Here is a 26,321-nt window from a genome sequence, read left to right on the forward strand (position 1 = left end):
CGCAGCGTACGCGGTTTCCCGGGCAATCCGGGACCCGCCTGCACCCGTCAGTGGGTGGCGGCGAGCTCGACGCTGTGGGTGCCCGCGCGACGGCCGGAGAAGACACAGTCGGCCAGCGACAGACCGCTCACGTAGGAGTTCGAGCACACGCCCACCGCCGCCCGGCCCGCCGCGAACAGACCCGGGATCGCCGCGCCGGATTCGGTGCGGACCGCACCGGTCTCCTCGTCCACCACCAGGCCGCCGAGGGTCAGCATTGGCATCGGATAGGTGAGCCGCGCTGTGAACGAGATGTCCAGCAGCGTGAAGGGTCCCGAGTGCAGCGGGCGGCGCAGATCGTCGGGCTTGCCCATCGGATCGGGCAGCGACTGCTCGATGGCGCGATTGTGCGCGTCCACGGTCTGGCGCAGCGCCGCCGGTTCGATCCCGGCGCGGGCGGCGACCTCCTCCACGGTCCGGCCGCTCACGCTGCCGACCCGCAGCAGCCGCTCGGCCTGCATGCGCTGGAACCACACCGACTGCTCGGGCAGCTGACGGCGCGCCTCGGTGAGCAGCCGGGCATCGGCCAGCAGCCAGGCCCTGTTCCCGGGACTGGTCGCGATGGCCGCGCCCAGCGCCGCGCCGTAGCGGGATTCGTCGATCATGCGCTTCCCGTTGGCATCCACGGCGATCGCACCGAAGAAGCCGCTCGGCGGGGCGATGAACCGCCAGGTCGACAGCACGTTCATGCGATCGGTGGCCGCGCCCGCGGCCTGGGCCATGGCGATGCCGCTGCCGTCGTCACCGGCGGTGCCCAGCGGCAGGCCCTCGGCCCAGGGGTAGTCGGGGGCGTGCCGCTTGACCATGTCTCCATTGGCGATGAAGCCGCCGGTGGTCAGAATGACGCCCGAGCGCGCCTGAATGCGCACGGGCACACCGTAACGGCGCTCGATCCGGGCCAGCAGCGCTTGCACGGCCTTGCGCAGACCCTGGTGGTAGACACCGGGTTTCGCGGAGATCTTGGCCAGCGCCGCGAACCGCCGTCGCACGGCTTCGGGAGCCCCGGCGATCGTGGTGGCCTCGATACCGACCACCCGGCCGTCCTCGATCACGAGACTTGTTGCCCTGGTACCGGTCTGGACCCGCACGCCGTGCTTCGCGGCCGACTCGGCCAGCGGCCCGAACAGCTTCTTGCCCGACACCCCGCGTCCGTGCGCGCGATGCCCGCGCTGCCGCGGCTTCGCCAAATCCCGGAAGCCGCCGGAGTTCTCGCTGCCCGAGTAGTACAGGTAGTAGTCGTCGGTGGGGTAGGAGGTCTTGAACGGGCACAGCGACGCCTCGAACGGAACCCCGTGTCCGGTCAGCCAATCGATGAGCGCGGGCGATTCCTCGCAGAAGCGGCGCAGCGTCTGCTCGCTCACCGTGTCGCCGACCTCGGCCCGCAGATAGGAGAGCATGTTCTCGACGTCGTCCTCGACCCCGGCGGCCTTCTGTACCCAAGTTCCGCCGCCCGCGTACACGATGCCGCCCGACAACGCGGTCGCCCCGCCGCCCAGGTAGCGGTCCAGCGCGAGGACGTCCGCCCCGGACTCCCGCGCGGCCAGTGCCGCCGCGACACCCGCGCCGCCGTATCCGACGACCACCACATCGGCCGAAGAGTCCCAGGTCCGCATCGTTGCGACCACCTTCTCGAGTGAGGAAATACCCAGCGCCGAGAACTATAACTTGTTCTAGTTCGGTGGGTGGTTCGCGGCGAGCCGGTCGCGGCTGACTGAAATGCCGGTTACCGTCGGACGGGTGGCCAGCAAGTCAGCCGCCCCGGCGATCGAGCTGCCGGTCGGCGAACACACGGTGCGCGTGTCCAATCCGGATCGGGTCTACTTCCCCGAGACCGGAGCCACCAAACTGGATCTGGTCCGGTACTACCTCAGCGTCGGCGACGGCATCGTCAACGCGCTGCGCGACCGGCCCTGCATGCTGCACCGCTTCCCGAAGGGCCTGCCCGGCGGCAAGGTCCACCAGAAGCGGCTGCCCGGCGGCGCGCCCGACTGGATCCCCACCGTTCAGCTCTATTTCCCCCGCTACGGACGCACGGCCGACGAACTCTGCGTGGAGAAGCTCGCCGACGTGATCTGGGCGGTGCAGATGTCGACCGTCGAGTTCCACCCCTGGAACTCCCGGCGCTTCGACACCGAACTCCCCGACGAATGGCGCATCGACCTGGACCCCATGCCCGACTGCCCGTGGTCGCGCGTGCGGCGGGTGGCCGGGGTGGTGCACGAGGCGCTCGACGAGCTCGGCGCGGTCGGCTGGCCGAAGACCTCCGGCGGCAAGGGATTACACGTCTACGTCCGGATCGCGCCCGAGTACGGCTTCCAGGATGTGCGCCGGGCCGCGCTGGCCTTCGCCCGCGAGGTGGAGCGCCGCGCGCCCGCCGACATCACCACGGCGTGGTGGCGCAAGGACCGCGATCCGGCACACCTGTTCGTCGACTACAACCAGAACGCGCGCGACCACACCATCGCCGCCGCCTACTCGGTGCGCGGCGTCCCCGAGGCGACGGTCTCGACCCCGGTGCGCTGGAACGAGATTCCCGACATTCACCCCGGCGACTTCACCATGAAGACCGTTCCCGCCCGCTACGCCGACCTCGGTGATCTGCACGCCGGCATCGACGAGGCGGTCTTCGACCTCGCGCCGCTGCTGGAGTGGGCCGACCGCGACAAGATCGACGTCGACCTCGACGAGGACGCCGGCGACTAGAGCTCGTCGGTGCTGATCAGCCCGTCGCGGATGGCGCGGGCGACCAGCGCGGCCTTGGTCGGGGCGGAGCGGCCCACCGCGGCGTACTTGGCGCGGATGCGTTCCAGGTGAGTGTTGACCGTGCCCGGCGTGATGTAGAGCTGGTGGGCCACCAGGGCTTTGGATTCGGTCTGGAACCAGGCGAGCAGGACCTCGCGTTCGCGCTGGGACAGTTTCGGGCGGTCGTCGCCGTCGGTGCTCATGGCCCGGGCCATGGTCGGGCTGAGGTAGGGGCGCACCTCGGCGGCGGCGTGCAGGGCGGCGATCAGGTGTTCGCGGCCTTCGGTTTTCGACAGGTAGGTGACCGCGCCCAGATCCAGGCAGTCGCGGACCAGGTGGGGTTCGGTGTGCTGCGAGTAGACGACCACGCGGTGGCCGCGCGCGCAGATGGTGGCCAGCGCGTTCAGATCCGGTGCGCGCTGGTCGAATTGGAGATCCAGGACGATGGCGTCCAGGTCGCCGCGATCGGGGCCGGTGGCGGCCAGGAAGGCCGCCGGGTCGGCGTGGTCCGCGGTCACCTCGAGGCGTGGTTCGGCGGCGGCGCACCAGCCGCGCACGCCGTCGCGGATCAGCGGGTGGTCGTCGACGATGGCGATGCGGATCATCGGGCGGTCTCCAGCTCGAAGCGGTGATGCAGTCGCGCCCACAGCAATTCGCCCGCGGTGACGACCTCGGTGTGCACGGCGCCGGTGGGATCGGCGGCCGCGGTGGACAGGGCGGACAGGCGGTCGACGGTATCGGCCGGGCAGTCGCCGAGCGCGCTGACCGTGCAGCCGGTCGCGTCGGTGGTCACCACCACGCGAGCCCGGGAACGACTGGCGTCCAGCATGATCCGGGCCGCGGCCACCAGGTGCCCGCGCACCGGGTCCGGCAGCTCGCGGCCCGGTTCGGGACGAGCCTCGGCTTCGACGGTGACCGCGACCCCGCGCCGCTCCGCCGCGTCGATGCCGCCGCGCAGGTCGGCCAGCAGCGGATGGCCCAGGCCGTCCTGCTGGGTGAACAGGCGGCGCAGGCGCGCGTACTCGGTGCGCGCGGCCGCCCGCACCGCGGGCTCGGAGGGGTCGAGGGTGCCGTCGGCCAAACCCCGCAGCAGCGGCGTGAATTCGCTCAGCAGTTCACGGTAGCGGCGCAGGCATTCCTGTTCGGTCATGTGGCCGACCGCGTCGGCGGTGCGGTGCCGCAGGCGTTCCCGGTGCAGGGCGGCGGCGTCGCGGGCCACGCGGTCGAGGGTCGCGGCGAAGCGGGCGGTGAGGAACTGGAGGAAGAAGATGGCCGCGGTGTGATAGCCCAGCACCCGCAGGCTGTCCAGGCCCGGCGCCCGGACCAGGACCAGCGCGCACACCAGCACCCACCAGGCGGTCAGCGCGGTCGGTGACAGTCGCGGCGACAGCCGGAAGCCGAGCGCGACCACGGCCCAGCCGGACGCGCCGATCGACCAGTTCGCGCCCGCCAGGACGGCATCCGCGGGCAGCAGGGCGATCAGGGTCAGCGAGGCCGCGATCGCGAGGGCCATGAGCGCGAGCGTCGCCGATTCCCGGCGACGTGGGATCAGCGCGGCCAGCGCGCAACCCACGTTCACCGCCACCAGCGCCGCATCGACCGCCGCCGGGGGCGTCGCCGCCGCCTCGGTGAGGGTGGACTGCAACAGGGTGTCGGCGACCGCGATGCCGACGATGCCGTACCCGAAACTGCGGCCCAGCCGATCGATGCCCGCGGCCGGGGCGTCGAACGAGTGCTCCTCGGCGGCACCGGGTTCGGTGGTCGGCCAGTGCAGCCGCACCCGCGTCCCGTGGCCGGGGCGGCTGGTGACCTCGGCGTCGCCGCCGACGGCCCGCATGCGCTCGACGATCGAATGGCGGATGCCGTATCGGTCTTCGCCGGGCACGCCGTCGAAGCCGGCGCCGTCATCGGTGATCACCAGCGCGCCCGGCCCGGCGCTGATGTCGACGGTCGAGGCGCGGGCGTGGCGATCGACATTGGTGAGCGCCTCCCGGACGGCGGCCGTCACCGTCCACGCGAGGGTGCCGCGCACAGGCAGCGGGCCCGGGGTGCGCAGGGTGAGGGACGTCGAACAGCCGTTGCTCACCTCCCGCAGCGGGACCGACAGGTCGGCCCGGGTGTCGTCGCCGGGCAACGGAATCCCCGAGTCCAGCACGGCCAGATCGCGGGCGGCCTGCCGGGCGACGCGGTCCCGATCCCCGGCCGCGCCCTGCCCGACCATCAGCAGCGTGGCCGCGGCGGTGTCGTGCATGACGGCCCACTGCTCGTGTTCGTAGCGGCGGCGCGCGGCCGCCACCTCACTCGCGATCCGGGCGTCGGCGGCGGCGGTCACGGTCTGGTCGTGCACGGTGGCCGCGCCCAGCACCACCCGGCGCACGCCCACCGCCAGCAGCCACTCCACCAGCAGGTAGGCGACGGTCAGATCGGACAGGAAGTTCCAGGGGGTGAGGCCCGGCGTGGCGCGATTGGCGTAGTAGAGCAGCAGCAGGACGAGACCGGTCACCGCCGCCGACACCCGCACCCGCTCCGCGATTCCGACCGAGATCACCGTTGCCGCCACGACCTTCACGTCGATGAGGTCTCCGGTCCCGATCCCGGACGCGGCCACACTGGTCGTGCCCAGAAGGTAGATGGCCACCACCGCGACATCGGCCGCGGTCCACCCGGGCCCGAGCCGGCGCCCCCACAGCCGGCTCGCGGACCACACCGCCAGCCCCAGCGTGACCGCCTGTCCCAGCCCCGGCTCGACCGCCCCACTCGCCAGGTGAACCACCGTCAGCAGCAGGCAGGCGGCGTGCCGGAACCGGATGGCCAGCCACGTCGCCTCCTGCGCGACCGCGGCGTGGGTCGGGTCGGCTTCGCGCAGCACCCGGTCACGGTACCGAACCGGATTCGGCCCAGCATCCCATCCCTTCCGGGGGCACGGGTGTCCGTCGAACACCCGACAGACAGACCCGTCCGACTACGGAATCGTGGAGGGCGCGGCAAGGGGTGCGAGGGTCCGTACCGCTGCCGCGGCCGCGGCCGTTGGCGGGCGGGGAGTCAACGGCCGCCGGGTCACCCGGGCCGGCGCGCGCGGAAGGTGACTACGCTTCAGGGTAGGAGCGCGCGCGCGGAGCGCAGAGCGCGGCGCGCGCGGCCCGGGCGCTCGCTCGCGATCGTCTGGTGGCGGTGGTCGCGCCCGATCATCGGCTCGCGGGTTGATCGGTGGTCGACCTGCGCACCCTGTCCACGGAAGTGTTCGTGGACTTGCCGGCCGGCACGGCGGGACGCATCCAATCCGACCAAGCCTTCGCCGCCGCCGGTCACGATCGTGACGTCGCTTTCGAGGTGACCACGGCCGACTACATCACCCGGCTCGTCGGACCGGGCCTCGCCGTCGCGATGCTGCCCGCCGCCTATGCGCCGCAACTGAGCGGTGTAGTCACCGTGGAGGTCGCCGACGCGCCGCCCCGCGTCGAGTACGTCATCTGGAACCGCGCTGGCAGCACGCCCGCGGCGACAGCCTTCCTCAACCTTGCTTCCCAAGGGCGGGCGTCCGGTGGCCGGTGCGATGCGCGCAAGCCCGCTCTTTCAAGGCCGGGTTAGCGCATCGAGGTTTTGGGGCGGCCAGGGTTGCGGGGTGGGCGGCGTTGCTGCTCGATGTATTGCTTGATGATCGATAGTGGTGCGCCGCCGCAGGATGCGGCGAGGTAGCTGGGGCTCCAGAGGTGTCCGTTCAGGTGGTGGCGATTCGCACGGCCGGTGAATTCGTAGTGCAAGCGGCGGGCGGAGACGCCTTTGAGGCTGTTCACGAGTTTGCTGATCGGGACTTTGGGCGGGTATTCGATCAAGAGGTGGATGTGGTCGTCCTCGCCGTTGAACTCGATCAGCTCGGCTTCGAAGTCGGTGCAGACCCCCCGCATCACCTGTTCACACCTGGTCAGCATGGCGTCGTCGAGGACTCCGCGACGGTACCTGGTAACAAAGACCAAGTGGACGTGGAGCGCGGATACTACTGATCTGCCACGCCTGTATTCGGGTTCGGAAATCATAGGCCAATGATATGCTGGGCGAGTTGGCCTGAATGCTTCACGACCTACTCGAGGGAGGTGAATCGCCGTGTCGATCGTGCAACGTGCCTATCCGTCCGCGGATCTGGTGGAGGTGCTGGACATGCATTTGGGGCACGCGCGCTACCTCTACAACCTCGGGCTGGAACAGCGCGGCTACCATGTCAAAGGCCAGGCGTTCGGGCTGAACGCCGCCCAGCAGCAACGCGAATTGGCCGATGCCCGCAAGGAATTCGAGTGGCTGCGAGCGGGTTCGTCCTCGGTTCAGCAGGCCGCTCTCCGCGATCTGGATCGCGCGTTCAGGAACTTTTTCGACCGTCGTGCCGGCTACCCGAATTTCAAGAAACGCCATCGTGGGCGCCAGAGTTTCGTGGTGCGCGATGTGGTCGTGCGTCGGTTGAACAGGCGCTGGGGCGAGATAGCGATTCCGAAATCGGCGATCCGGCTGCGGTTCCGGGTCACGGTCGCCTGGGATCGGATCGCCGCCGCTAAATCGGCGCGAGTCACGTTCGGCAACGGAGTCTGGCACGTGTCGTTCGTAACGGTCCCATCGGGGAAAAACGTTGCGGGGAACGACGCCGTCCTGGGTGTCGATCGGGGCGTGGCCAACTCCATCGCCACCAGCGATGGTGAATTCTCCACCGCGCCTGGATTATCGGAAGCCCAGCAGCGCCGCGCGAAATCGCTGCAGCGCAAGCTGGCGCGCCAGCAACGCGGCTCGCGGGCTCGGGAGGAAACCAAGCGTCAGCTGGGCAGGCTGCGTCTGGTCGATCGTCGTCGCAAGACCGATTGGGTGGAGCAGACCACCACGCGGCTCGTTCGCACCTACGACGGGTTCGCCCTGGAGAAGCTGCCGATCAAGAACATGGTCAAAAAGCCCGCGCCCAAGCCGGACCCTGATCAACCGGGCGGGTATTTGTCCAACGGTCGTGCGGCCAAGCGTGGTCTGGCGCGGGGGATCATGTCCTCGTGCTGGGGCGAGTTCGCGCGCAGGCTGGGTGATAAATCAACCGTGGTGTTCGTGCCCGCGGCGAACACTTCCCGCACATGTGTGCCGTGCGGCCATATTTCGGCCGGAAACCGTCAGAGCCAAGCGGTATTCCGGTGTGAGAACTGCGGCCATGAAGCGCATGCCGATACCAACGCGGCAATCAATATCCGAGATCGAGCATTCTCAGAACCCGAGGACATCGGGGGATCGGGTGTGGAAGTCTCCTCCACGGGAGCAGCACCAACCAGTGGGTTAATCGCAAGAAACACCCCACTCCCTCTTGCTCGAGAGGGAATCCCGGCCTTTCAAAGCCGGGAGGATGTCAATACGCTTCTCAGTAGGAGCGGGGAAGCGGAGTAGCCGAGCTGAGGCGACACACCGGCGCAGGAGGCGCGGGATGGAGTGGTTCAGCGCACCGGAATACTGGCTCGCGCGACAGGTGCTGACGCGCGGGGTGGCGTTCGTCTATGTGATCGCCTTCGTGTCGGCCGCACGGCAGTTCCGGGCGCTGCTCGGCGAACACGGCATGCTGCCCATACCGCGCTGGGTCGCGCGGCGGTCGTTCCGGGCGACGCCGAGCATCTTCCACCTCTATTACTCCGACCGGTTCTTCGCGGCCGTGGCCTGGGGCGGCGCGGCGGTCGCGGCGGCGCTGGTGTGCGGGGCCGCGGATCTGCTGCCGCTGTGGGCGGCCATGGTGGTGTGGCTGCTGCTGTGGGTCCTCTACCTGTCGATCGTGAACGTGGGGCAGGTCTGGTACTCGTTCGGCTGGGAGTCGCTGCTGCTGGAGGCCGGGTTCCTGGCCGTGTTCCTCGGCAACGACCGGGTCGCGCCGCCGGTGCTGGTGCTGTGGCTGGCGCGCTGGCTGGTGTTCCGGGTGGAATTCGGGGCCGGGTTGATCAAGATGCGCGGCGATCGGTGCTGGCGGGATCTGACCTGCCTGTACTACCACCACGAGACCCAGCCGATGCCCGGTCCGCTGAGCTGGTTCTTCCACAATCTGCCCCGGCCGCTGCATCGGGTCGAGGTGGCGGCCAATCATGTGGCCCAATTGGTGGTGCCGTTCGGGCTTTTCGCGCCGCAGCCGGTGGCGAGCATCGCGGCGACGATCATCATCGTCACCCAGACCTGGCTGGTGCTGTCCGGGAACTTCGCGTGGCTCAACTGGCTGACCATCGTCCTGGCGTGGTCGGCGATCTCGAATTCCGCCGCGGCGCTGGTGTTCCCGGTGTCGACGCCGGCCGATCTCGCGGAGTCTCCGCTCTGGTTCACGGTGCTGGTGTTCGCGTTCACCGCTGTCACGCTGACGCTCAGCTACCTGCCGGTCCGCAATATGCTGTCGCATCGCCAGCGAATGAACGAGTCCTACAACCCATTCCACCTGATCAACACCTTCGGCGCGTTCGGTGTCATCGACCGCATCCGCTACGAGGTGGTCATCGAGGGCACCGACGAGGCGGTCCTCACCCGCCATACCCGGTGGCGCGAATACGAATTCAAGGGCCAGCCCGGCGATCCGCACCGCATGCCGCGCCAGTTCGCCCCGTACCACCTGCGCCTGGACTGGCTGCTGTGGTTCGCCGCCCACTCCTCCGCGTACGCGCGACCGTGGTTCGAGGGCTTCCTGCGCCGCCTGCTGCGCAACGACCGCGACACCCTGCGCCTGGTGCGCCGCAACCCGTTCCCGGACGACCCGCCCCGGCACGTCCGGGCGCTGCTCTACGAGTACCGCTTCACCGGACCGCGGGAACTGCTCGAAACCCGGGCCTGGTGGGTCCGCGACGTGGTCGGCTCGTACGTGCCGCCGCTGTGACCACGGGCTCCTCACCCAGCTCGGCACGCAGTTCACGGCGACGGTCCGTGCCGACGCCGCGGCGATCGCGATAGGTGAGCGCGCCCTCCATCGCCCAGAGCATCTCCAGGTCGAGCCCCTTCACATCGGCCGCGCGCATCCGGCGGTAGGCCTCGACGGGACCGATGGCGGCGAGGTCGTCGAGCGTGGTCACGTCCGCGTGGGCCAGCATGGCGGCCGCCGCGGCCCCGAGCTCGTAGCCGCGGTCGCGCCACACGCGAATCCTCAGATGGGTTTCGCCGCGGACGGTTTCGGCTTCCTGCCAGATGGCTGGGCGCAGCAGGTCGGGGTCGACGGGGCGTTCCTGCCGCGAAAGCACGTGCGCGCGAGCCCGACCGGCCACGCTCACCATCGGCCGGAAGCGGCGGAAGATCTGGATCTCACCGTCGTAGCCCCGGTCGGACGGGCCGAGGTAGGTGTAGTCGGTGCCGTACGGTCCGGACGCGTCCAGACTCATGGCGCTCAGCGCCCAGGCGCGGGCTTCGTCGGGACTCGACGGGGTGAGCGCGACCAGCCCCTGACTGCGGGTGACGCGGCCGCGATGCCGCCGGTGGCGGTACCGGCTCCACCAGCCCTCCAGGGCAGCCGGTTCCAAGGTCCGGTCCAGCCCGAAGGTCTGCCATCGCACGGTGCCCTCCGGCTTCGACAACGGCAACCGCCGCTTCAGTTGTCCCGCGATCCGATCATCGAACGGCGTGCACCAGCCCGGCACCAGGAGGATCGGATCGGGCGGCTCGGCATCGAAGGGATTCGGGGTGAGGAAGGCCCGATCGATGAGCACGACCGTCCCCGGGCGAGCCTGATACGACAGCCCCCACAGCAGTCGGCCCAGCAGCCGCGAACCGTGATCGTCCGACAGCACGTGCCAGGTCTCGTGAAACCGGTTGGTACTGAACCGCGCATGCGTCCCGGGCCGCAATGTGATCACCGTGTGGGTACGACCGGGCGACCGCACCACATGCCGGTGCAGTTTGAGGCCGTCGGTGACGGATCGGGCGGTACCCGTGCGCTGCTGCTTCATCGGTCTTATGACGCCACAGCGGTGCGGCCCGGATCAACCGGATTTCGACGGGGTCGGTTTGTTGCGCTTCGGCCACCGTGTGGAGGCGCAGTGGCAACTATTCGGCGAATACTGTGGAGCGTTGCCTAGCGTGCTTGATATGACGCCGTCGAAGAACGAGCAGGCTCCGTCCGACGATCCCGGTTCCGATCCCCAGCCCACCCGTGGCAAACTCTCCAGGCGCTCGATCCTGGGTGGCTTCGCGGCCGCGGGCGTCGGCGCCGCCGCGGTCCCGTTCCTCGCCGGGTGCGACAAGTCCTCCGGTGACAGCCCTCCCGGCTACGGGACCGGCATCAACGAGGGGTTCGACGGCAAGATCGAACTCGACGTCCGTGATTCCACGCCGGATTGGAAGCCGTTCGAGCTGAGGAAGGCCCCCGACGGCGCGCCCAATGTGCTGGTGGTGTTGTACGACGACACCGGCCTGGCCTCGTGGTCGCCCTACGGCGGTCGCATCAATATGCCGACCCTGCAGAAGCTGGCCGACAACGGGCTCACCTATACCCAGTGGCACACCACCGCCCTGTGCTCGCCCACCCGCTCCACCATGCTGACCGGCCGCAATCACCACGTGAACCGTTTCGCGTCGATCACCGAGGCCGCCAATGGATTCCCCGGCGCGGCGGGTCGTCTGCCCGCGCAGTGCGCGACGGTCGGTCAAGTGCTGCAGGACAACGGCTACAGCACCTTCTGGGTCGGCAAGGACCACAACGTGCCCGAGGAGGACATCTCCCCGGGCGGCAACAAGTCCGAGTGGCCGACGCAGATGGGCTTCGACCGCTTCTACGGATTCCTCGGCGGCGAGACCAACAACTGGTATCCGGACCTGGTGGAGGACAACCGGTTCATCGAACAGCCCTACGGCCCCGAGCAGGGCTACCACCTGTCCAAGGATCTGGCCGACAACGCCATCAAGATGCTGCGTGACCAGCGCTCGAGCAACCCGTCCAAGCCCTGGTACCTGTGGTTCTGCCCGGGCGCCAATCACGCGCCGCACCACAGCCCCACCGAGTACGCCGAGAAGTACCGGGGCAAGTTCGACGACGGCTACGAGGCCTATCGCGAATGGGTGCTCGCCCGCATGATCGACAAGGGCATCATGCCCGCGGGCACCGCGCTGACCCCGCTCAATCCGCTGCCGAAAGACGTTGCGGTGGACGCGGACGCGGTGCGCCCGTGGGCGTCGCTCAATGCCGACGAGAAGCGGCTGTTCTCCCGCATGGCCGAGGTGTTCGCCGGGTTCTCCGAGTACACCGACGCGCAGGTCGGGAGGATCGTCGAATACCTCGAACAGACCGGCCAGATGGACAACACCGTCATCTTCTACTGCGCCGACAACGGCGCCTCCGGGGAAGGCTCCCCGAACGGCTCGGTCAACGAGAACAAATTCTTCAACGGCTACCCCGACGACTTCGCCGAGAACATGCGGTACATCGACCGGCTCGGCACCCCCGACACCTACAACCACTATCCGACCGGCTGGGCCGTGGCCTTCTCCACCCCGTTCCAGATGTTCAAACGCTACGCACAGTACTCCGGCGGCACCTGTGATCCGCTGATCATCCACTGGCCCAAGGGAATCAAGGCTAAGGGGCAGATCCGCCACCAGTACCACCACTGCGTCGACATCGTGCCCACCATCCTCGACGTCACCGGTGTCTCGATGCCCGAGCGGTACCGCGGCGTCGAGCAGTACCCGATCAACGGCGTATCCATGCGATACACCTTCGACGACGCCGACGCCGCGACGAAGAAGCAGCGCCAGTACTACGCGATGCTCGGCACCCGCGGCATCTGGGAGCACGGCTGGAAGGCCTCGGCGGTGCACGCCGCGATCAGCGGGAAGGGCCATTTCGATCAGGACACGTGGGAGCTCTACCACGTCGACGAGGACCGCTCCGAGTCCAAGAACCTGGCCGACCAGCACCCGGACAAGCTGAAAGAGCTGATCAACGTGTGGAACGAGGAGGCGAAGGACAACTATGTCCTGCCGCTCGACGATCGCACCGCTGTCCAGCAACTCGGTGTCGAGCGTCCCCAGGCCGAACCGCCGCGCGACCGATACGTCTACTACCCCGGCACCTCACCGGTTCCCGAGGGTGTCGCGGTCAATATTCGCGGCAAGTCCTACAAGATCCTCGCGGGCGTCGACCTCGCACCGGACGCGCAAGGGGTCATCTTCGCGCACGGTTCGCGTTTCGGCGGGCACGCTCTGTTCATCAAGGACGGCACCCTGCATTACGTCTACAACTTCCTCGGCATCGCGCCCGAACAGGACTTCGTCGCCGCGTCGCCACTGACCCCGGGCAAACACACCCTCGGCATGGAATTCGCCCGTGAGGGCGCGGGCCCGAACGGCGAATCCCTCGGCGCCACAACGCTCTACATCGACGGTCAGCCCGTCAACAAGGGTCCGATGCGTGCCCAGACCGGCAAGTTCACCCTCGCCGGTGACGGACTGTGTGTGGGCTACGACAGCGGGGACAGTGTGTCCCTCCAGTATCGGACCCCCGGCACCTTCACCGGGGGAACCATCCGGAACGTCACCATCGACGTGGGCAAGGAGTCCTACACCGACCTGCAGAAGGAGGCGGCAGCGGCGCTCGAGCGCAACTAGCCGCCCCCTCGGTCACGCGGTGACGCCGGCGCTGCCGTTCTCCAGGTGACCCGCGAAGTGCCTGCGCCAGTTGCCGTTTCCGGACGCGGTCAGGGTCAGGTCGTACCAGCCCTGGTCGAGCGGGGCGGTGAAGTCGCGGGTGGCTCCCGCGTCGACGGTGCTGCGGGAGCCGCCGACATCGATCGTCGCCGCCGCGGAACCGGAATTGCGCACGGTGACAACGAAAGTCGGACTGGACGCGGTGCCGCCGATGGCCGCCGTGGCGGTCAGTCCGGCGTCGCCGTCGCCCGCGGCCTCGGCGAGGAAGCCGTTGGGCGCGTGGACGGCGAAGTCGTAGGAGCCGTTCACCGGGAAGCGCTCCTCGGCGGTCGCGCCAGGCGCGACGACTGTCTGCCGGATCGAATTGCTCTGGTAGGCAAAGGATTGGAAGGACATGGGGACCGAGCCCTGATTGCCGAGGCGGATGGACGCGTTCGCGCCGGAGACCTCGATCCAGGCCAGCGGCTGGTAGGGGAGTGGACGGGCCTTGGCGCGTCCGGGCTCCTGGACGGGCATCTGCTGACCCGCCGGCGACGGCGGGACCGGCTTGGGCAGGTTCTTCTGCCCGGCGGCGCGGGCGCGTTCGGCATTGGCGTCGGGCAGCGTCGGGATGCTGGTATCGCGGCGGCTGAAATCGAAGCAGCTGGTGAGGTCACCGCAGACGTCGCGCCGCCAGGCGGAGATATTGGGTTCGGCGACGCCGGTCCAGGCTTCGAGGAAGCGCAGCACCGACGTGTGGTCGAACACCTGGGAATTCACGTATCCGCCGCGGCTCCACGGGGAGATGACCAGCATGGGGACGCGCGGGCCGAGGCCGATGGGCGCGTTGCCGCTCAGCCCCGAGGCCGCCTTGGTGATCAGGTTGCCGATGCTCGCCGACCCCGAGCTCGACCCCAGCGTCGCCGAGCCGGAGCTCAGGTCGCCGCCGATATCGCCCGCCGCGGGCAGGATCTCGTCGAGGGTGCCGGGCGGCGCGGTCGGGGGCACCATGTGGTCGAAGAAGCCGTCGTTCTCGTCGTAGTTGACCAGCAGGACGGTGGACTCCCACAGTTTCGGGTTGTCCCACAACGCTGTCAGGACGCGCTGGATGTAGGCGGCGCCGTCGGCCGGGCGGTAGGCCGGGTGCTCGGAGTAGCCGGCGGGCGCGACGACCCAGGACACCTGGGGCAGGTTTCCGCTGGCACAGTCCGAGATGAACTGCTGCAGAACGTAATCGATATTGCTGCCGTCGACGCCGGCCGGCGGGGGCGTCATGCCGCCCGCGGTCACCATGGCGCGGTCGGCCAGCTGCCGGACGGCGGGATCAGCGGATTTCGCGGCATTGTGGTAGTTCTGGAACAGCCACAGCGGGTTGTCGCCGTAGTCCGCGAGGAACGGGCCGCCGCTGTGCGAGTCGGCGTACACCTGCCACGAAATCCCGGCCTGCTGCAGGCGTTCCGGATAGGTGGTCCAGTGGAAGGCGGGCCGATAGTCCGGCGGATTGGCCACCGCGGGTCCGCCCGCGCGCCCGCCCGGGTCGATGGTGCCGGTCCAGTGGTAGAGCCGGTTCGGGGTGGTCGGGCCCTGGATCGAGCAGAAGTAGTGGTCGCAGATGGTGAACGCGGACGCCAGCGCGCGATGGAACGGGATGTCGGCCTCGGTGAAATAGCCCATCGTCATCTTGGACTTGGCCGCGATCCACGAGTGGTACGCGCCGTCGGCCCACGCCACGTGGGTGGTGTTCCAGTCGTGCGCGAGATCGCCCATGTCCTGGCCGTCCACGCGGGTGGTGTCCACATGCCAGGGCAGCAGGAATCCGGTGCTGCTGAACGCGTCCGGCTGCTGGAAGGCGTTCCGTTCCCCGCCACCGCCCGACCCGCTGCTGCTTCCGGTGCCGGACCCGCTGCCGCTGCCGCTGGCCGAACCGCTGGCGCTGCCGGTGCCCGCCGACCCACTGCCCAGGTCGGTGCCGGGCCCGCCGGCCAGCACCGCGTCCATGGCGGCCTGCAGCACGGGGTTGTAGCCGCCCGCGGGCAGGCGCACGGCGCGCTTGTCACCGAAACCGCGGACGCCGCTCATGGTTCCGAAGTAGTGGTCGAAGGACCGGTTCTCCTGCATCAGGATCACCACGTGCTGCACCTGATCGAGGCTGCCCGAGCGGCCCGGTTCCGCCAGCGCCTCCGCCATGCCCTCCGGCAGACCGGCCACCCCCGCCGCACCCGCCGCGCCGGCGGCGAGCATGCCGCCCAGCACCTTCCGCCGATTCGCCGTTCCGAACCCACGCCCCATCAGGAATCTCCATTCAGCATGTCGGTCAACACTTCCGACTCACGTCCCGTCGAGGTCTCGGGGACGCGCCGAAGGATGCTATGGCACCGCCGTGATCGCGCGGAAACACTGATTTCGGGCTGATTGACAAGTGCTGGTTGTCGATGGCGAATCGGCCCGCAGAAGTTGGCCAGCTGATCATCTTCGGGTCATGCGGGGGTGTCAGGGTGGCCGGGTGGGTATGCAGACACAGCCGCGGCCGGTGCGCGTCGTGCGCTGGTTCCACGCGCTGTGCGACGGGTTGGTCGCGCTGGTGCCGGGTCGGCTGCGCCGCTTCGTGGCCCCCACCTTCGTCGGCTATCTGCTGGTGAGCGCCTTCACCTTCGGCGTGGACCTGCTGCTGCTCACCGCGCTGCACGCGGTGGCGCCGCTACCGGTCGCGGTGACCGTCGCCTATTGCGCCGCTTTCGGATTGAGCTACCTGCTGAACCGGGTCCTGAACTTCGAATCGCATGCCGCGGTCGGCCCCCAGCTGGCCCGCTACCTGGTGGTGGTGGTCGTGAACTACCTCGCGTTCATCCTCGGCGTGACGAGCGGCGTCGCGGCACTGGGCGTCGACTACCGGATCGCCCGCGTCGTGGGCAGTCTCGGCGAGGGGCTGTTCATGTACGCGTCCATGCGCTGGATCGTCTTCCGGGCCAAGACCGCTCCGTAGCGGTTCAGAGGAAGGTGCCGCAGGTGGGCCAGGCGCCCGGACCCTGCCGGGCGAGGACGCGTTCGGCGACGCGGATCTGCTCCTCCCGGGTGGCATCGGCCGGATTCCCCCTGCCGCCGTATGCCCGCCATGTGCTGGGACTGAATTGCAGGCCGCCGTAGTACCCGTTTCCGGTGTCGGCGGTCCAGTCCCCGCCCGCCTCGCACTCGACCACGGCGTCCCAGTCGTGCCGGGGCCGGGCCTCCGCGGTGGCGGATACTGCGCAGGTCAATGCCGTGAAACCTAATGCGAAAGCGAGGGTGCGAGCGGGTCTTCGAAACTCGTGCTGTCCGATCATGGCGTATCTCCGCCCTGGTAGACGAACGCGCGGGCAACAATCAGACGATGGTAACTGAAGATTCGCTCATTATTGGAATGTGAAGTCCGCGGGATCCGGTTCGGCCAGCATCGACTCCATGGTGGCGCGGTCGAACGGCAGCAGGTCGATGCTGCCGCCCTCGGTGAAATACCAGGAGTTGCAGCCGGTGTTCCACACCGTCGGGCCCATGGCCTCGGCCACCTCGGACTCGAAGCGGTCGGTCGCCTCCGCGGTGACCTCGACGGTGTCGAATTCGCCCGCGCTCCACCGCTGGATCCAGCGGGTGATGTAGCGCGCGGTCACCTCGGCGGCGTGGTGCAGCGGGATCGAGCCGGTGGGGGAGTGCGGGCCCAGCACGGTGAACAGGTTGGGGAAGCCCGGGATCGCGGTCATGCGGTAGGCGCGCGGTCCCTTTGCCCAGGCGTCGTCGATCGAGACGCCGTCGCGGCCGGTCAGATTCATCGGCCGCATGTAGTCGTGGGCGCGGAAGCCGGTGGCCAGCACGATCACGTCGACATCGTGGTGGCGGCCGTCGGCGGTGCGGATGCCGGTCGGGGTCACGGCGTCGATGCCCGTGGTGACCAGCTCGGCATTGCGGGCGCGCAGGGCCCGGTAGTAGGTCCCCGACAGCACCTGGCGCTTGCACAGCGGCTCGTAATCGGGGGTGAGCCGCTCGCGCAGACCCGGTTCCAGGACCTGGGTGCGCAGGCTCAGGCGGGCGTACTCCTGCACCGCGCGCCGCCGCCAGCTCGGGCGGGTGACCACGTCGGTGAACAGCCGCGCGCCGGTCATCCCCGCTTGGTAGAGCGCGCGATTCACCTGTGGCAGCCGCTTGAGCGCCGCGCCGACCAGTGCGGGCTGCGGGATCTGCATGGGCGCCCAGATCACCCACTGCGGGCTGCGCACGAAGTGGGTGATGCTCGCGGCCTTCGGCTGCAGCGCCGAAACCACCTGGACGCCGGTCGATCCCGTGCCGAGCACCGCGATCCGCTTGCCGTCGGTCTCTATCGTGTCGTCCCAGCGTGCGGTGTGCACGATCGGGCCGGTGAACTCGGGCAGACCCGGGATGTCGGGCACGGCGGGATGATGCAGCACGCCGGTGGCGGCGATGACGAAATCGGCGGTGTGGCTGCTGCCGTCGGCCGTCTCGACGCGCCACGCGGAGCCGGAGAAGGTCGCGGCGACCACCTCCGCGTTCACCCGCAGGTGCGGCCGCAGGCCGTACCGCTCCACCACGTCGGCGAGGTACCCCTGGATCTCCGGGCCCGGCGCGAAGATGTGCGACCAGTCCGGCTTCGGCGCGAACCCGAACTGGTACAGCTGCGAGGGCACGTCGCAGGTCAGGCCCGGATAGCGGTTCCAATGCCACACCCCGCCGACGTCGGATCCCTTCTCGAGGATCGTGAAGTCGTGGAAACCCTTGCGCTGCAGGGTGATAGCGGTGGCGATTCCGGACACGCCGGCGCCGATGATCACGATCCGAGGCTGCCGCGGCGCGCCCATCCCCAACCTCCTTGTTGGATACCCGAAGAACTCAAATACTGACGGTATTTGGAATCGCCGGGTAAGTCAATCGGCGGGACGGGCGCCCTCGGTCAGGCCAGCAGTCTGGCGCGCAGCGCGTCGATCGTGGCCTGATCGAGGCCCAGACCCTCGCGGACGTAGCGGTCGACGCTGCCGTAGAGACGGTCCACCTCGGCGAAGGCCGCCTCCAGCCACGACAGTTCCACCGCGGTCGGATCGCCGGTCACCGTGTTGGTGGCCAGATAGTCGGCGTTCACCACGTCCCGGGGCACACCGAGAAGGGTGAGCAGCACCGCGGTGGCCCAGCCGGTGCGATCCTTGCCCGCGGTGCAGTGGTACACCGTCGCACCACCGGTATTCGCGGCGATCGACCGGAACAGGGTCGCGAAGGCGACGTCGGAGCCGTGGAAGTTGACCATGAACGGGTACCCGATCGATTGGCCCATATCGGAGGAGCCGTGCAGCAGGCCGTCGATCACGGCGCGGGTCAGGGTGATCGGCGGGAACTCGTGGAACGCGATGCCGCTGTCGAAGCTGACCACGTCGGCCACCTTGTACTGCGCGCCCGTCGGCACCCGGTCGGGCGCGCTGCCGCGCTCGGAACCGTTGCGCAGATCCACATCCAGGGTCACCCCGGCGGTGGCCAGCGTGGCCAGGTCGGCGTCGGTGAGCCCGGACAGCCGGTTGGAGCGGAAGGCCACGCCCGTGCGGATCGTGTGCCCGTCGGCGGTGCGGTAGCCGCCGATATCGCGGAAGTTGCGCGCGCCCGCGAGCCGGATGGCGGTGGAGGCGGGCGCGGGCAGGGCCGAGACCGGGTCGTCGACCGCGGCCGAGCCCGACCCGGCCGAACCCGAGGAGCCGAGACCGCCCGAGCCGGAACCGGATCCGGAGGCGATATCGCTGGGCTGCGCCGTCGCGGGAGACACGCCCAGGGCCGCGCCGAGGGTGATCAGGCCGGCGAGCGCGACCGCCGCGACGTCGAGACGGGGCTGGGTGCGAGAAGACATGGGGGACCTGCTTGCTGTGCGGGGAGAACGGGGATTCGGGTCCGTCAGGACTGTTTGATCGAGTACGAGCCGGTCGCGGTCCCGGTCAGCTGCCAGCCACCCGGCACCTGGGTGAGGGTGAGGTCGGAAACATTGGCGGACTGCAGGTTCGGGCGCGCGGCACCGGGGTACCAGGCTTCCACACGACCGGTTCCCGTGCCACTGAAACCGGCGGCGGTGACGCTCGACAGGGCGCCGGGCACGGCGCGCGGGTACGCGCGCGACAACGGCCGGGCGTACCCGGCCGCCTGGCCCTGCGACGCGCCCGAGGGGCAGGCGATCCGGTTGAGATTGCCTTGCGGCTTGCCGGTATTGCCGTCGCGTACCGCGTGCGGATCCCCGCACGCCTGCTTCCACGACCACCAGGTGCCGCCCACCCGGTTGGCGTCGAGCTGATCGATGAACCGATCCACCTTGGGCGCATCGGAACCCGGGTCGCCGAACCAGCCCCATTCGCCGGTCCACAGCGGCGCACGGTATTTGGCGGCAGCGTCGAGCCCTATCTTGAAGCCCAGCTCGATGCTCGGGAAGGCGTTCACGACATTGATCGATTCGCTGTACAGGTGCGGCGAGAACACCGCCAGCGGATCGGTGATGTAGTGCGCGGGCGGCGTGGCGTCGATGCCGAGCGCCGACCAGATCGCGCTGGGCTCGAAGATGGCCAGGTGCGGCGCGCTGCCCCGCTCGGCCTGCCGGATGGCGGCGATGACCCGCTGGTAGTACCTGCCGAGCTGATCCGCGGCCGAGAACGGGTCGCGCAGACCGGGATTGGGCTCGTTCAGCAGGTCGTACCCGGCGATGGCGGGTTCGTCCTTGAACTCCGCGGCCAGCTTGGCCCAGGTGTTCACCAGATGTCCCTGGATGCCCTGGGTGTCGTCGTAGAAGTTCTGGAAGGCGCGGGCCACCGCGGGCGCGGTCTCGCGGACCCCGCCGAAATTGCAGGTGGTCCAGCCGTCGGTGAGGGTCGCCCAGGCGGGCGCGCCGTCCCAGCCGATGCCGGGCTTCATGAAGATCGGGCACCCTTGCCCCTGGGGTGAGCCCACCGCCTTGCCCCACGCGTCCTGGTGCATGTCCAGCACGGTGTAGATGCCGTTGGCCTTGGCATCGTCGACGGCGGTGTGGATGCGGGCCAGGTAGGCCTGGTCGAACGCGCCGGGCGTGGGCTCGAGCGCGGACCAGGCCAGGTTCAGCCGGACTACATTGAAACCGAGCGCCGCCATCTGCTCGAAGTCGGTGCGATCCAGCGGCGCGACGGTCGGCAGCGGCTGGTCGTTCTGCGCATAGTCGTTGAGCTGGTTGACATTCGCGCCGCGCAGCAGCACCGTGCGGCCGGTGACATCGGTGATGGCCCCGTTCGACACGGTGAGCTGGGGCAGGGTCCAGCCGCCCGGTTCGGCCGCCGCGGGCTGGGCCCCGAGAGCGGTGCACACGAGCGCCGTCGCGACGGCCAGGATCCGACCTCGATTCAACATGCCGAAAACCTAACGGCTCCCGCTGCGGCCATGGAAACACCTGTTAGCGGCAGATTCACTTGATCGGCTTGTGAATGTTCGTCCAGTTCCTGTCCCACTGAACGAGACCCATTGGACTGTTTCCTGTGCGGTTCCCGCCGGTTCATTCGCCCCGCGTAGATCTGTCGGCGATCAACACGCGATTAGGAGTGAGTCAGTTGTCAGTTTCATGGCGTCGTACCGCCGTCGTCGTCGCGCTCAGCGCCGGGCTGTTCGCGAGCCCGCTGCTCGGAAACATCGCCGGCGGTGAGCTGTCGGCGCTGCCCGTCGCCGCCGCCAAGCCCAGCACCGCTGTCGCCGACGCGCCGCGCCTGGGCAGCGTCGACAATTTCCGCGACGTCGCCGGAACCGGCGCGGGCTACGACGCGCAGGGCAGCCACCACGTCAACAAGGGCGTCTTCTACCGTTCGAACGCGCTCGCCGCCAACGACGCCGACCTCGCCACCCTGAACGGCCTGCACCTGACGGCCGTGTACGACCTGCGCACCGGCGGCGAGATCGCCACCAAGCCGGATCGCGTTCCGGCCGGCGCCTCCTACACCAATATCTCCATCCTGAGCGGCGACGTCTCCGGCGGCATGGGGAACCTCACCAGCCCCGCGGCCGCCCGCGAAGCCATGCGGGCCCTCAACCGCCAGTTCGTCACCGGGGCCTTCGAACGCGCCCGCTTCGCGGAGCTGCTGACCCAGCTCGCCGACCAGCAGGGCCCGGCCGTATTCCATTGCACCGCGGGCAAGGATCGCACCGGCTGGACGTCCTACCTGCTGCTCAGCCTCGCGGGCGTCGACCAGCAGACCATCATGAACGATTACCTGCTCACCAACGAGTACTCGGCCAAGTCCATCGCCGCCACGCTCGCGCAGATCACCGCCGCCAAGGGCGCCGCCGCGGCCGCCATCTACCAGCCGTTGCTGGGCGTGGAGGCGAGCTTCCTGCAGGCCGGCGTCGACCAGCTCGTGGCCGACTACGGCTCGGTCGACAAGTACCTGAAGGACGGCCTGGGCCTGAAGGGGCAGACCATCGAGCAGCTGAAGCACAAGCTGATCCAGAAGTAGCCCATTCCTTCCGGTTGGTTCTGAAAGCTCCTCCGAGGCAGCGGCTTTCGACCGTGAGCTTCCTCACGGCGAACGGGCCGCCCTCGGAGGACACAGCTTTACAGCCGGTCATCGGAATGCCATCGGCCCGACACCGCCCCGGCACCACCGGCGCGAAAACTGTTCTTCGCACCCGGCGCCGGTCGTCGAGCCTCCACTTCGCCCGGTGTCCGCTCTCGACGCGACCCTCCGTTCATGCCTTCGCGTCGGCCACGGACCGCGGACACCTCGGCGCCGGGTGCGCCCCCACCGCGCGTCCGGAGGTACCGATGTTCGAATCGTGCTGTTCCCCTCACGAATCGGCGCACCTGCTGCGCTCCCGCTACGGCCTACCGGTGCAGCTCTACGCCGACCGTCCGCTGATCACCGTCGGCGCGGCGGTCGAGGCCCTGACGGTGCCCGAACCCCTCGGCCGCCGGGTGCTCCCGCGCCTGGACTGGTTGCCGTCGGCTCCCGTCATCGCCGACCCGCGCGATCGGCGCTGGACCTTCCTGGTGACCCCGCCCCTCCCCAATCACCCTGTGCCCCAGCGACTCCGACTCTTCCTCCAGTCTCACGCGGTGACTGTTCCCGAGCGCGGCAGCCGGATCCTGTTGCCCGCCGACGATCGGCCTTCCGGCTGGCACTGGGCGAACGAACCCGAACCGGGCCGGTTGCGTCTGCCCCACCGCGCCATGGTGCTGGCCGCCCTCCGGCTGTCCATCCTGGAGCGCCCCGACCGCCTGCCGGCCTGACCGCCCGCGCCGAGCGTCCTGCGATCATGTACCGATGAGTAACTGGCTGGAGACGTCCGGCGGCGACACCGACCGCCCCCTCGCCCACCCGGTACCCGGCGTTCGCGAGGTGCGCTTCGGCCTCGCCGAGCTGCGCGCCGACGACGAGCGGCCGGGCGGGTGGCTGCTGAGCGTCAACGGCATCGCCCAGTCCTACGTCGATCTCGACGATCCGACGTACCTCGAGCTCGAGTACATGCGCTACCTGGGCTATGTGGTCGATTCCCTGGAGCCCGCCGGCGCCCCACTGGACACGGTGCACATCGGCGGCGGAGGCGGCACCTTCGCGCGCTACCTCTCGGCGGTCCGCCCCGGTTCCCGGCACCTGGTCATCGAAGCCGACGAGGCGCTGGCCCGCTTCGTCGACGAACGCCTGGGCCTGCGCTCGGTCCCCGGCGTGGAACTGCGCATCGGTGACGGATCGACCGAGATCGCCACCCTCCCCACGGATTTCGCGCACCTCGTGGTGGCCGATGCCTTCGAGGGCCTGCGTATGGCCGCGGGGATCACCGGCCCCGCGTTCACCGCCGAAGTGGCCCGAGTCCTCCGGCCCGACGGGGTCTACCTGCTGAATCTGGTGGGTGCTCGAATCCACCTGGACGACATCCACTCGACCTTCCCCTACCGCGCGCTGCTCGACGGGGACGTCTTCGCGGGCTACCAGGGCAACCGGGTCCTGGCCGCGAGCCGAGTGCCGCTGCCCCTCGATGCGCTGTACCGCCAAGCGGAACGGGCCTTCCCGCCGGTTCGCGTCGCGGCCGAAGGACCCGAAACCCGTCCCTAGCGGCGCTGGTCGGTGAGACGGGCAGTAATCAGTGTCGGCACCGTCGATCGCCGGGGGCTCAGTCCGGAATCGACGGTGCCAACTGGAAAGCGGGCTCCGTCCCGGGTCACAGTCCGGTGCGGAGCCCGCCGCTGTCGAGCATTACGCCCGCGCCGAAAACGCTAGGAGGCAAGGCATCTGAAGTGAAATCAATCTTTCGGGTGTACTCACAACCTCGAGTTGTGATTGCCCGGGACCAGCCGGTCAGAGGTGGGGCGGCACCGTGCAATCCGCGAAATCGGGTTCCTGCAGGAGCTTGACCAGCTCCGGGTGGGTGTCGCGGATGCCGCGAGCCACCTCGACGAACGACCGCACCAGCGCCGACTCGTGCGCGCCGCGCCAGCCGACCGCCACCTCATTGGGCGGGACGTCCGCGATCGGAAGTAGATGCACGCCGGGAAATGGGATCCAGCGCGCGCAGGCGACGGTGAGGACGACACCGACCCCGGTGGCGACCTTGTGCAGCTCCTCGAGCAGCGAGTTCGAGCGCGATACCACCTGGGCCGGGGATCCGCCGCGAAAGGCGTCCAACTCCCAGAACGCATTCCACACCGGATCGGTGGTGGCGGCCCCGAGCAGCGGCTCGTCGAGCAACTCGTGCGCGAAGACCTCGGCGCGCCCGGCCAGCCGATGACCCGTGGGCACCATGACCATCAGCGGTTCGGCGAACAGCGGCTCGAAGTCGACCCCCGCGTCGACGAACGGGCGGCGCGCGAAGGCCACATCCACCGAGCCCGTGGCGAGCCCCGCTGAGGGGTCCTCGTAGGTGAAATGCCGCAACTCCACGGTGATCCCCGGGTGGCGGTGACGGAAGGCCGACAGGATCGGCTCGGTCAGGGTCAGGGCCGCGCCCTCCAACGCGCCCAGGACCAGTCTGTCCTGCTCGCCGCGGTGCACCGACCGCGCCCGCTCGATCGCGACGTCCAGTCCGGTGAGCGCGCTGCGGACATCTTGCAGGAAGACCGCGCCGGCGGCGGTCAGCTCGACATTGCGGGTGGTCCGGGAAAACAACACCACGTCCATCGCATGCTCGAGTTGCTTGATCTGAGTGCTCAAGCCCTGCTGAGAGACATGCAGTCGCTGCGCGGCGCGAGTGAAGCTCAGCTCCTCCGCTACCGCGATGAAGTATTGCAACTGGCGGGTGTGGACTTCCATGAGGCGCAGTCTAGGTCGATCGGCGATGCGAACCGAACTCTATCGAGGAACCGGCCGCGCATTGACAAATCGCCCTTGTGAATTGCTCATGAACAATGATTTCTCTTCGCTTCCGGGGTGTTCTAGCGTTTTCGAGGGGCTTTTAGCTCGGGCGAGTGCGGCGACAGGAAACGATGATGAATTGGACTGCCCTGGTGGGTTCTCTCTATTCGGCGCAGTACACCGCGGCGGAGCGTCTCGCGGAACCCGGATTGTCGATGCCCCCCAATCCGCCCGCGTCCGTGGAGGCCGTCGCGGCCGCCGAGCAGCGCCTCGGGGTGTGGTTCGACGCCGAGTTCCGCCAGTTCCTGCTGACCTGCGACGGGTGGTCGCGCTACGGGACGGTTCAGCTCTTCGGTGTCGGTGATTTCGCCGCCGGGGAGAAGTGGCGCCGCGATTCGGCCTGCGCGCAACGGTACTTCGATACCGGGGCGTCGGGCACGCTCATCGTGCCCGAAGGGTATCGCCTGGTCCTCGTCGGCAAGACCCTCGCGGCCCAGCGGTTCATCATGATGCTGTTCCCGACCGGACCGGGCATCGGACCGGCCGCCTGCTGGGACTGCATGGCCGGCATCGACCTCCGCTACCCGAGCTTCGGGGTATGGGCCGAGTTCGAGGCGTCCGCGATCTCCTACGCCCTGGACGAGGAGATCGCGGACCGCCGCTGCCCACAGTGAGCGGCGCGGGCAGCGGACGGATCGCGGATCAGGCCAGCAGTTTGGCGCGCAGCGCGTCGATGGTGGTCTGATCCAGGCCCAGCCCGTCGCGCACGTACTTGTCGACGCTGCCGTAGAGCCGGTCGACCTCGTCGAAAGCGGCCTCCAGCCACGACAATTCGACCGCCTTCGCGTCGCCGAGCTGTTTGTTGCTGGCCAGGAAGTCGGCGTTCACCACATCCCGGGGCACGCCCAGCACGGTGAGCAGGACGGCGGTCGCCCAGCCGGTGCGGTCCTTGCCGGAGGTGCAGTGGTACACCGTCGCGCCGCCGCTGTTTCCGGCGATCGAGCGCAGCAGGGCGCCGAATGCGACGTCCGAGCCGTGGAAATCGACCATGAAGGGGTACTGGATCGACATCTTGAGATCGGACGAGCCGTTGATCAAGCCGTCGATCACGGCGCGCCCCAGCGTGATCACCGGGAACTCGTGGAACGAGATGCCGCTGTCGAAGCTGACCACGTCGGCGACCTTGTACTGGGCCCCCGTCGGCACCCGGTCCGGCGCGCCGCTGCGCTCGGAGCCGTTGCGCAGGTCCACGTCCAGCGTCACGCCCGCGGTGTTCAGCTTGGCCAGATCGGCGTCGGTGAGCTTGTCCAGGCCGTTCGACCGGTAGACCAGGCCCGTGCGGATGGTACGTCCATCCGTGGTGCGGTAGCCGCCGATATCGCGGAAGTTGGTGGCGCCGTCGAGCCGGATCGCCGTCGTGGCGGGCGCCGGCAGGGTGGACACCGGGTCGTTCGCCGCCGCGGAGCCGGAACCCGCCGATCCCGACGACCCGAAACTGCCCGAGCCGGATCCGGAGGAGACATCCGCGGGCTGCGCCGTCGCGGCGGCCGCGCCGAGGGCGGGGCCGAGCGCGATCAGGCCGGCGAGGGCGATGGTCGTGATGTCGGCCCGGCGGGCCCGACGTGGGGACATGTCTACCTA

Annotated in this window: 22 protein-coding genes; 10 read left to right on the top strand and 12 right to left on the bottom strand. The window is 69.1% G+C overall.

The genetic code is table 11. The features are described from left to right. Positions 1 to 47: 47 nt before the first annotated feature. Complete coding sequence (locus tag ACQPYY_RS06890) at positions 48 to 1,652, bottom strand: FAD-binding protein (protein WP_433593123.1); 1,605 nt, start codon at positions 1,650 to 1,652, stop codon at positions 48 to 50. Between the two features lie 124 nt (positions 1,653 to 1,776). Between ACQPYY_RS06890 and ligD the strand changes: the two genes are divergently transcribed. Then, on the top strand, positions 1,777 to 2,742 hold the full coding sequence (gene ligD / locus ACQPYY_RS06895) for a non-homologous end-joining DNA ligase (RefSeq protein ID WP_433593124.1): 966 nt from the start codon (positions 1,777 to 1,779) through the stop codon (positions 2,740 to 2,742). Here ligD and ACQPYY_RS06900 read toward each other — a convergent pair. Both ACQPYY_RS06900 and ACQPYY_RS06905 read right to left on the bottom strand, forming a co-directional pair. After that, entirely contained in the window at positions 2,739 to 3,386 is a 648-nt protein-coding gene (locus ACQPYY_RS06900; RefSeq protein ID WP_379100697.1) for a response regulator, read from the bottom strand. The two genes, ligD and ACQPYY_RS06900, sit on opposite strands and share 4 nt — an antisense overlap. Next, positions 3,383 to 5,650, bottom strand: a complete 2,268-nt coding sequence (locus ACQPYY_RS06905; protein WP_433593125.1) for a sensor histidine kinase — start codon at positions 5,648 to 5,650, stop codon at positions 3,383 to 3,385. The genes ACQPYY_RS06900 and ACQPYY_RS06905 overlap by 4 nt, the downstream gene beginning before the upstream one ends. A gap of 338 nt (positions 5,651 to 5,988) precedes the next feature. Here ACQPYY_RS06905 and ACQPYY_RS06910 point away from each other — a divergent pair, with 338 nt between their 5' ends. Continuing rightward, the gene (locus tag ACQPYY_RS06910; RefSeq protein ID WP_357288018.1) at positions 5,989 to 6,369 is read left to right on the top strand and encodes a LysR substrate-binding domain-containing protein; all 381 of its coding nucleotides are present in this window, start codon (positions 5,989 to 5,991) and stop codon (positions 6,367 to 6,369) included. Here the strand turns inward: ACQPYY_RS06910 and tnpA are convergent. Continuing rightward, the gene (tnpA, locus tag ACQPYY_RS06915; RefSeq protein WP_357288020.1) at positions 6,366 to 6,815 is read right to left on the bottom strand and encodes an IS200/IS605 family transposase; all 450 of its coding nucleotides are present in this window, start codon (positions 6,813 to 6,815) and stop codon (positions 6,366 to 6,368) included. The two genes, ACQPYY_RS06910 and tnpA, sit on opposite strands and share 4 nt — an antisense overlap. 67 nt (positions 6,816 to 6,882) lie before the next feature. Between tnpA and ACQPYY_RS06920 the strand changes: the two genes are divergently transcribed. Further along, positions 6,883 to 8,184, top strand: coding sequence for an RNA-guided endonuclease InsQ/TnpB family protein (locus tag ACQPYY_RS06920; RefSeq protein WP_433593126.1), 1,302 nt, complete (start codon positions 6,883 to 6,885; stop codon positions 8,182 to 8,184). 37 nt (positions 8,185 to 8,221) lie between these two features. Then, the gene (locus ACQPYY_RS06925; RefSeq protein WP_433593127.1) at positions 8,222 to 9,637 is read left to right on the top strand and encodes a lipase maturation factor family protein; all 1,416 of its coding nucleotides are present in this window, start codon (positions 8,222 to 8,224) and stop codon (positions 9,635 to 9,637) included. Here ACQPYY_RS06925 and ACQPYY_RS06930 read toward each other — a convergent pair. Continuing rightward, positions 9,558 to 10,697, bottom strand: coding sequence for a TfoX/Sxy family DNA transformation protein (locus ACQPYY_RS06930; protein ID WP_433593128.1), 1,140 nt, complete (start codon positions 10,695 to 10,697; stop codon positions 9,558 to 9,560). The two genes, ACQPYY_RS06925 and ACQPYY_RS06930, sit on opposite strands and share 80 nt — an antisense overlap. Before the next feature lie 139 nt (positions 10,698 to 10,836). On the opposite strand from ACQPYY_RS06930, the gene ACQPYY_RS06935 reads away from it, so the two are divergent. Further along, on the top strand, positions 10,837 to 13,353 hold the full coding sequence (locus ACQPYY_RS06935) for a sulfatase-like hydrolase/transferase (RefSeq protein WP_433593129.1): 2,517 nt from the start codon (positions 10,837 to 10,839) through the stop codon (positions 13,351 to 13,353). A gap of 12 nt (positions 13,354 to 13,365) precedes the next feature. Here the strand turns inward: ACQPYY_RS06935 and ACQPYY_RS06940 are convergent, their stop codons facing one another. Continuing rightward, the gene (locus ACQPYY_RS06940) at positions 13,366 to 15,558 is read right to left on the bottom strand and encodes a phosphocholine-specific phospholipase C (protein WP_433594590.1); all 2,193 of its coding nucleotides are present in this window, start codon (positions 15,556 to 15,558) and stop codon (positions 13,366 to 13,368) included. Between the two features lie 322 nt (positions 15,559 to 15,880). Between ACQPYY_RS06940 and ACQPYY_RS06945 the strand changes: the two genes are divergently transcribed. Continuing rightward, complete coding sequence (locus tag ACQPYY_RS06945) at positions 15,881 to 16,354, top strand: GtrA family protein (protein ID WP_433594591.1); 474 nt, start codon at positions 15,881 to 15,883, stop codon at positions 16,352 to 16,354. A gap of 4 nt (positions 16,355 to 16,358) precedes the next feature. Here the strand turns inward: ACQPYY_RS06945 and ACQPYY_RS06950 are convergent, their stop codons facing one another. From ACQPYY_RS06950 to ACQPYY_RS06965, 4 genes are all read right to left on the bottom strand, one after another. Next, positions 16,359 to 16,625, bottom strand: coding sequence for a transglycosylase family protein (locus ACQPYY_RS06950; protein WP_433593130.1), 267 nt, complete (start codon positions 16,623 to 16,625; stop codon positions 16,359 to 16,361). A 135-nt stretch (positions 16,626 to 16,760) separates the two neighbouring features. Next, positions 16,761 to 18,215 (bottom strand): flavin-containing monooxygenase, encoded by a 1,455-nt coding sequence (locus ACQPYY_RS06955; RefSeq protein WP_433593131.1) that lies wholly within the window; start codon positions 18,213 to 18,215, stop codon positions 16,761 to 16,763. 92 nt (positions 18,216 to 18,307) lie between these two features. Then, positions 18,308 to 19,243: a tyrosine-protein phosphatase gene (locus ACQPYY_RS06960; RefSeq protein ID WP_433593132.1), complete on the bottom strand. Its 936-nt coding sequence runs from the start codon at positions 19,241 to 19,243 to the stop codon at positions 18,308 to 18,310. Positions 19,244 to 19,287: 44 nt separating this feature from the next. Then, complete coding sequence (locus tag ACQPYY_RS06965) at positions 19,288 to 20,754, bottom strand: glycoside hydrolase family 5 protein (RefSeq protein ID WP_433593133.1); 1,467 nt, start codon at positions 20,752 to 20,754, stop codon at positions 19,288 to 19,290. 188 nt (positions 20,755 to 20,942) lie between these two features. Here ACQPYY_RS06965 and ACQPYY_RS06970 point away from each other — a divergent pair, with 188 nt between their 5' ends. The 3 genes from ACQPYY_RS06970 (at position 20,943) to ACQPYY_RS06980 (ending at position 23,444) form a co-directional block, all read left to right on the top strand. Next, positions 20,943 to 21,848: a tyrosine-protein phosphatase gene (locus ACQPYY_RS06970; RefSeq protein ID WP_433593134.1), complete on the top strand. Its 906-nt coding sequence runs from the start codon at positions 20,943 to 20,945 to the stop codon at positions 21,846 to 21,848. 308 nt (positions 21,849 to 22,156) lie between these two features. After that, positions 22,157 to 22,621: a hypothetical protein gene (locus ACQPYY_RS06975; RefSeq protein ID WP_433593135.1), complete on the top strand. Its 465-nt coding sequence runs from the start codon at positions 22,157 to 22,159 to the stop codon at positions 22,619 to 22,621. A 34-nt stretch (positions 22,622 to 22,655) separates the two neighbouring features. Then, positions 22,656 to 23,444 carry a spermidine synthase gene (locus ACQPYY_RS06980; protein ID WP_433593136.1) on the top strand — a complete coding sequence of 263 codons (789 nt, stop codon included), beginning with the start codon at positions 22,656 to 22,658 and terminating at the stop codon, positions 23,442 to 23,444. Between the two features lie 243 nt (positions 23,445 to 23,687). On the opposite strand, the gene ACQPYY_RS06985 is transcribed toward ACQPYY_RS06980, so the two are convergent. After that, positions 23,688 to 24,638, bottom strand: coding sequence for a LysR family transcriptional regulator (locus ACQPYY_RS06985; protein WP_433593137.1), 951 nt, complete (start codon positions 24,636 to 24,638; stop codon positions 23,688 to 23,690). Positions 24,639 to 24,814: 176 nt separating this feature from the next. Between ACQPYY_RS06985 and ACQPYY_RS06990 the strand changes: the two genes are divergently transcribed. Beyond that, positions 24,815 to 25,354: an SMI1/KNR4 family protein gene (locus ACQPYY_RS06990; protein WP_433593138.1), complete on the top strand. Its 540-nt coding sequence runs from the start codon at positions 24,815 to 24,817 to the stop codon at positions 25,352 to 25,354. 28 nt (positions 25,355 to 25,382) lie between these two features. Here ACQPYY_RS06990 and ACQPYY_RS06995 read toward each other — a convergent pair whose 3' ends face one another. Further along, positions 25,383 to 26,312 carry a tyrosine-protein phosphatase gene (locus ACQPYY_RS06995; protein WP_433593139.1) on the bottom strand — a complete coding sequence of 310 codons (930 nt, stop codon included), beginning with the start codon at positions 26,310 to 26,312 and terminating at the stop codon, positions 25,383 to 25,385. Positions 26,313 to 26,321 lie beyond the last annotated feature (9 nt).

It is taken from the genome of Nocardia sp. CA-145437, from assembly GCF_050956485.1.
GTDB lineage: Bacteria > Actinomycetota > Actinomycetes > Mycobacteriales > Mycobacteriaceae > Nocardia.

Excerpts from the sequence above, each read along its gene's own strand:
- ACQPYY_RS06890 (WP_433593123.1), bottom strand. The coding sequence starts at position 1,652 with ATGCGGACCTGGGACTCTTCGGCCGATGTGGTGGTCGTCGGATACGGC.
- ACQPYY_RS06925 (WP_433593127.1), top strand. The coding sequence starts at position 8,222 with ATGGAGTGGTTCAGCGCACCGGAATACTGGCTCGCGCGACAGGTGCTG.
- ACQPYY_RS06935 (WP_433593129.1), top strand. The coding sequence starts at position 10,837 with ATGACGCCGTCGAAGAACGAGCAGGCTCCGTCCGACGATCCCGGTTCC.
- ACQPYY_RS06985 (WP_433593137.1), bottom strand. The coding sequence starts at position 24,638 with ATGGAAGTCCACACCCGCCAGTTGCAATACTTCATCGCGGTAGCGGAG.
- ACQPYY_RS06975 (WP_433593135.1), top strand. The coding sequence starts at position 22,157 with ATGTTCGAATCGTGCTGTTCCCCTCACGAATCGGCGCACCTGCTGCGC.
- ACQPYY_RS06930 (WP_433593128.1), bottom strand. The coding sequence starts at position 10,697 with ATGAAGCAGCAGCGCACGGGTACCGCCCGATCCGTCACCGACGGCCTC.
- ACQPYY_RS06900 (WP_379100697.1), bottom strand. The coding sequence starts at position 3,386 with ATGATCCGCATCGCCATCGTCGACGACCACCCGCTGATCCGCGACGGC.
- ACQPYY_RS06965 (WP_433593133.1), bottom strand. The coding sequence starts at position 20,754 with ATGTTGAATCGAGGTCGGATCCTGGCCGTCGCGACGGCGCTCGTGTGC.
- ACQPYY_RS06945 (WP_433594591.1), top strand. The coding sequence starts at position 15,881 with ATGCAGACACAGCCGCGGCCGGTGCGCGTCGTGCGCTGGTTCCACGCG.
- ACQPYY_RS06940 (WP_433594590.1), bottom strand. The coding sequence starts at position 15,558 with ATGGCGGAGGCGCTGGCGGAACCGGGCCGCTCGGGCAGCCTCGATCAG.
- ACQPYY_RS06995 (WP_433593139.1), bottom strand. The coding sequence starts at position 26,312 with ATGTCCCCACGTCGGGCCCGCCGGGCCGACATCACGACCATCGCCCTC.
- ACQPYY_RS06960 (WP_433593132.1), bottom strand. The coding sequence starts at position 19,243 with ATGTCTTCTCGCACCCAGCCCCGTCTCGACGTCGCGGCGGTCGCGCTC.
- ACQPYY_RS06955 (WP_433593131.1), bottom strand. The coding sequence starts at position 18,215 with ATGGGCGCGCCGCGGCAGCCTCGGATCGTGATCATCGGCGCCGGCGTG.
- ACQPYY_RS06980 (WP_433593136.1), top strand. The coding sequence starts at position 22,656 with ATGAGTAACTGGCTGGAGACGTCCGGCGGCGACACCGACCGCCCCCTC.
- ACQPYY_RS06990 (WP_433593138.1), top strand. The coding sequence starts at position 24,815 with ATGAATTGGACTGCCCTGGTGGGTTCTCTCTATTCGGCGCAGTACACC.
- tnpA (WP_357288020.1), bottom strand. The coding sequence starts at position 6,815 with ATGATTTCCGAACCCGAATACAGGCGTGGCAGATCAGTAGTATCCGCG.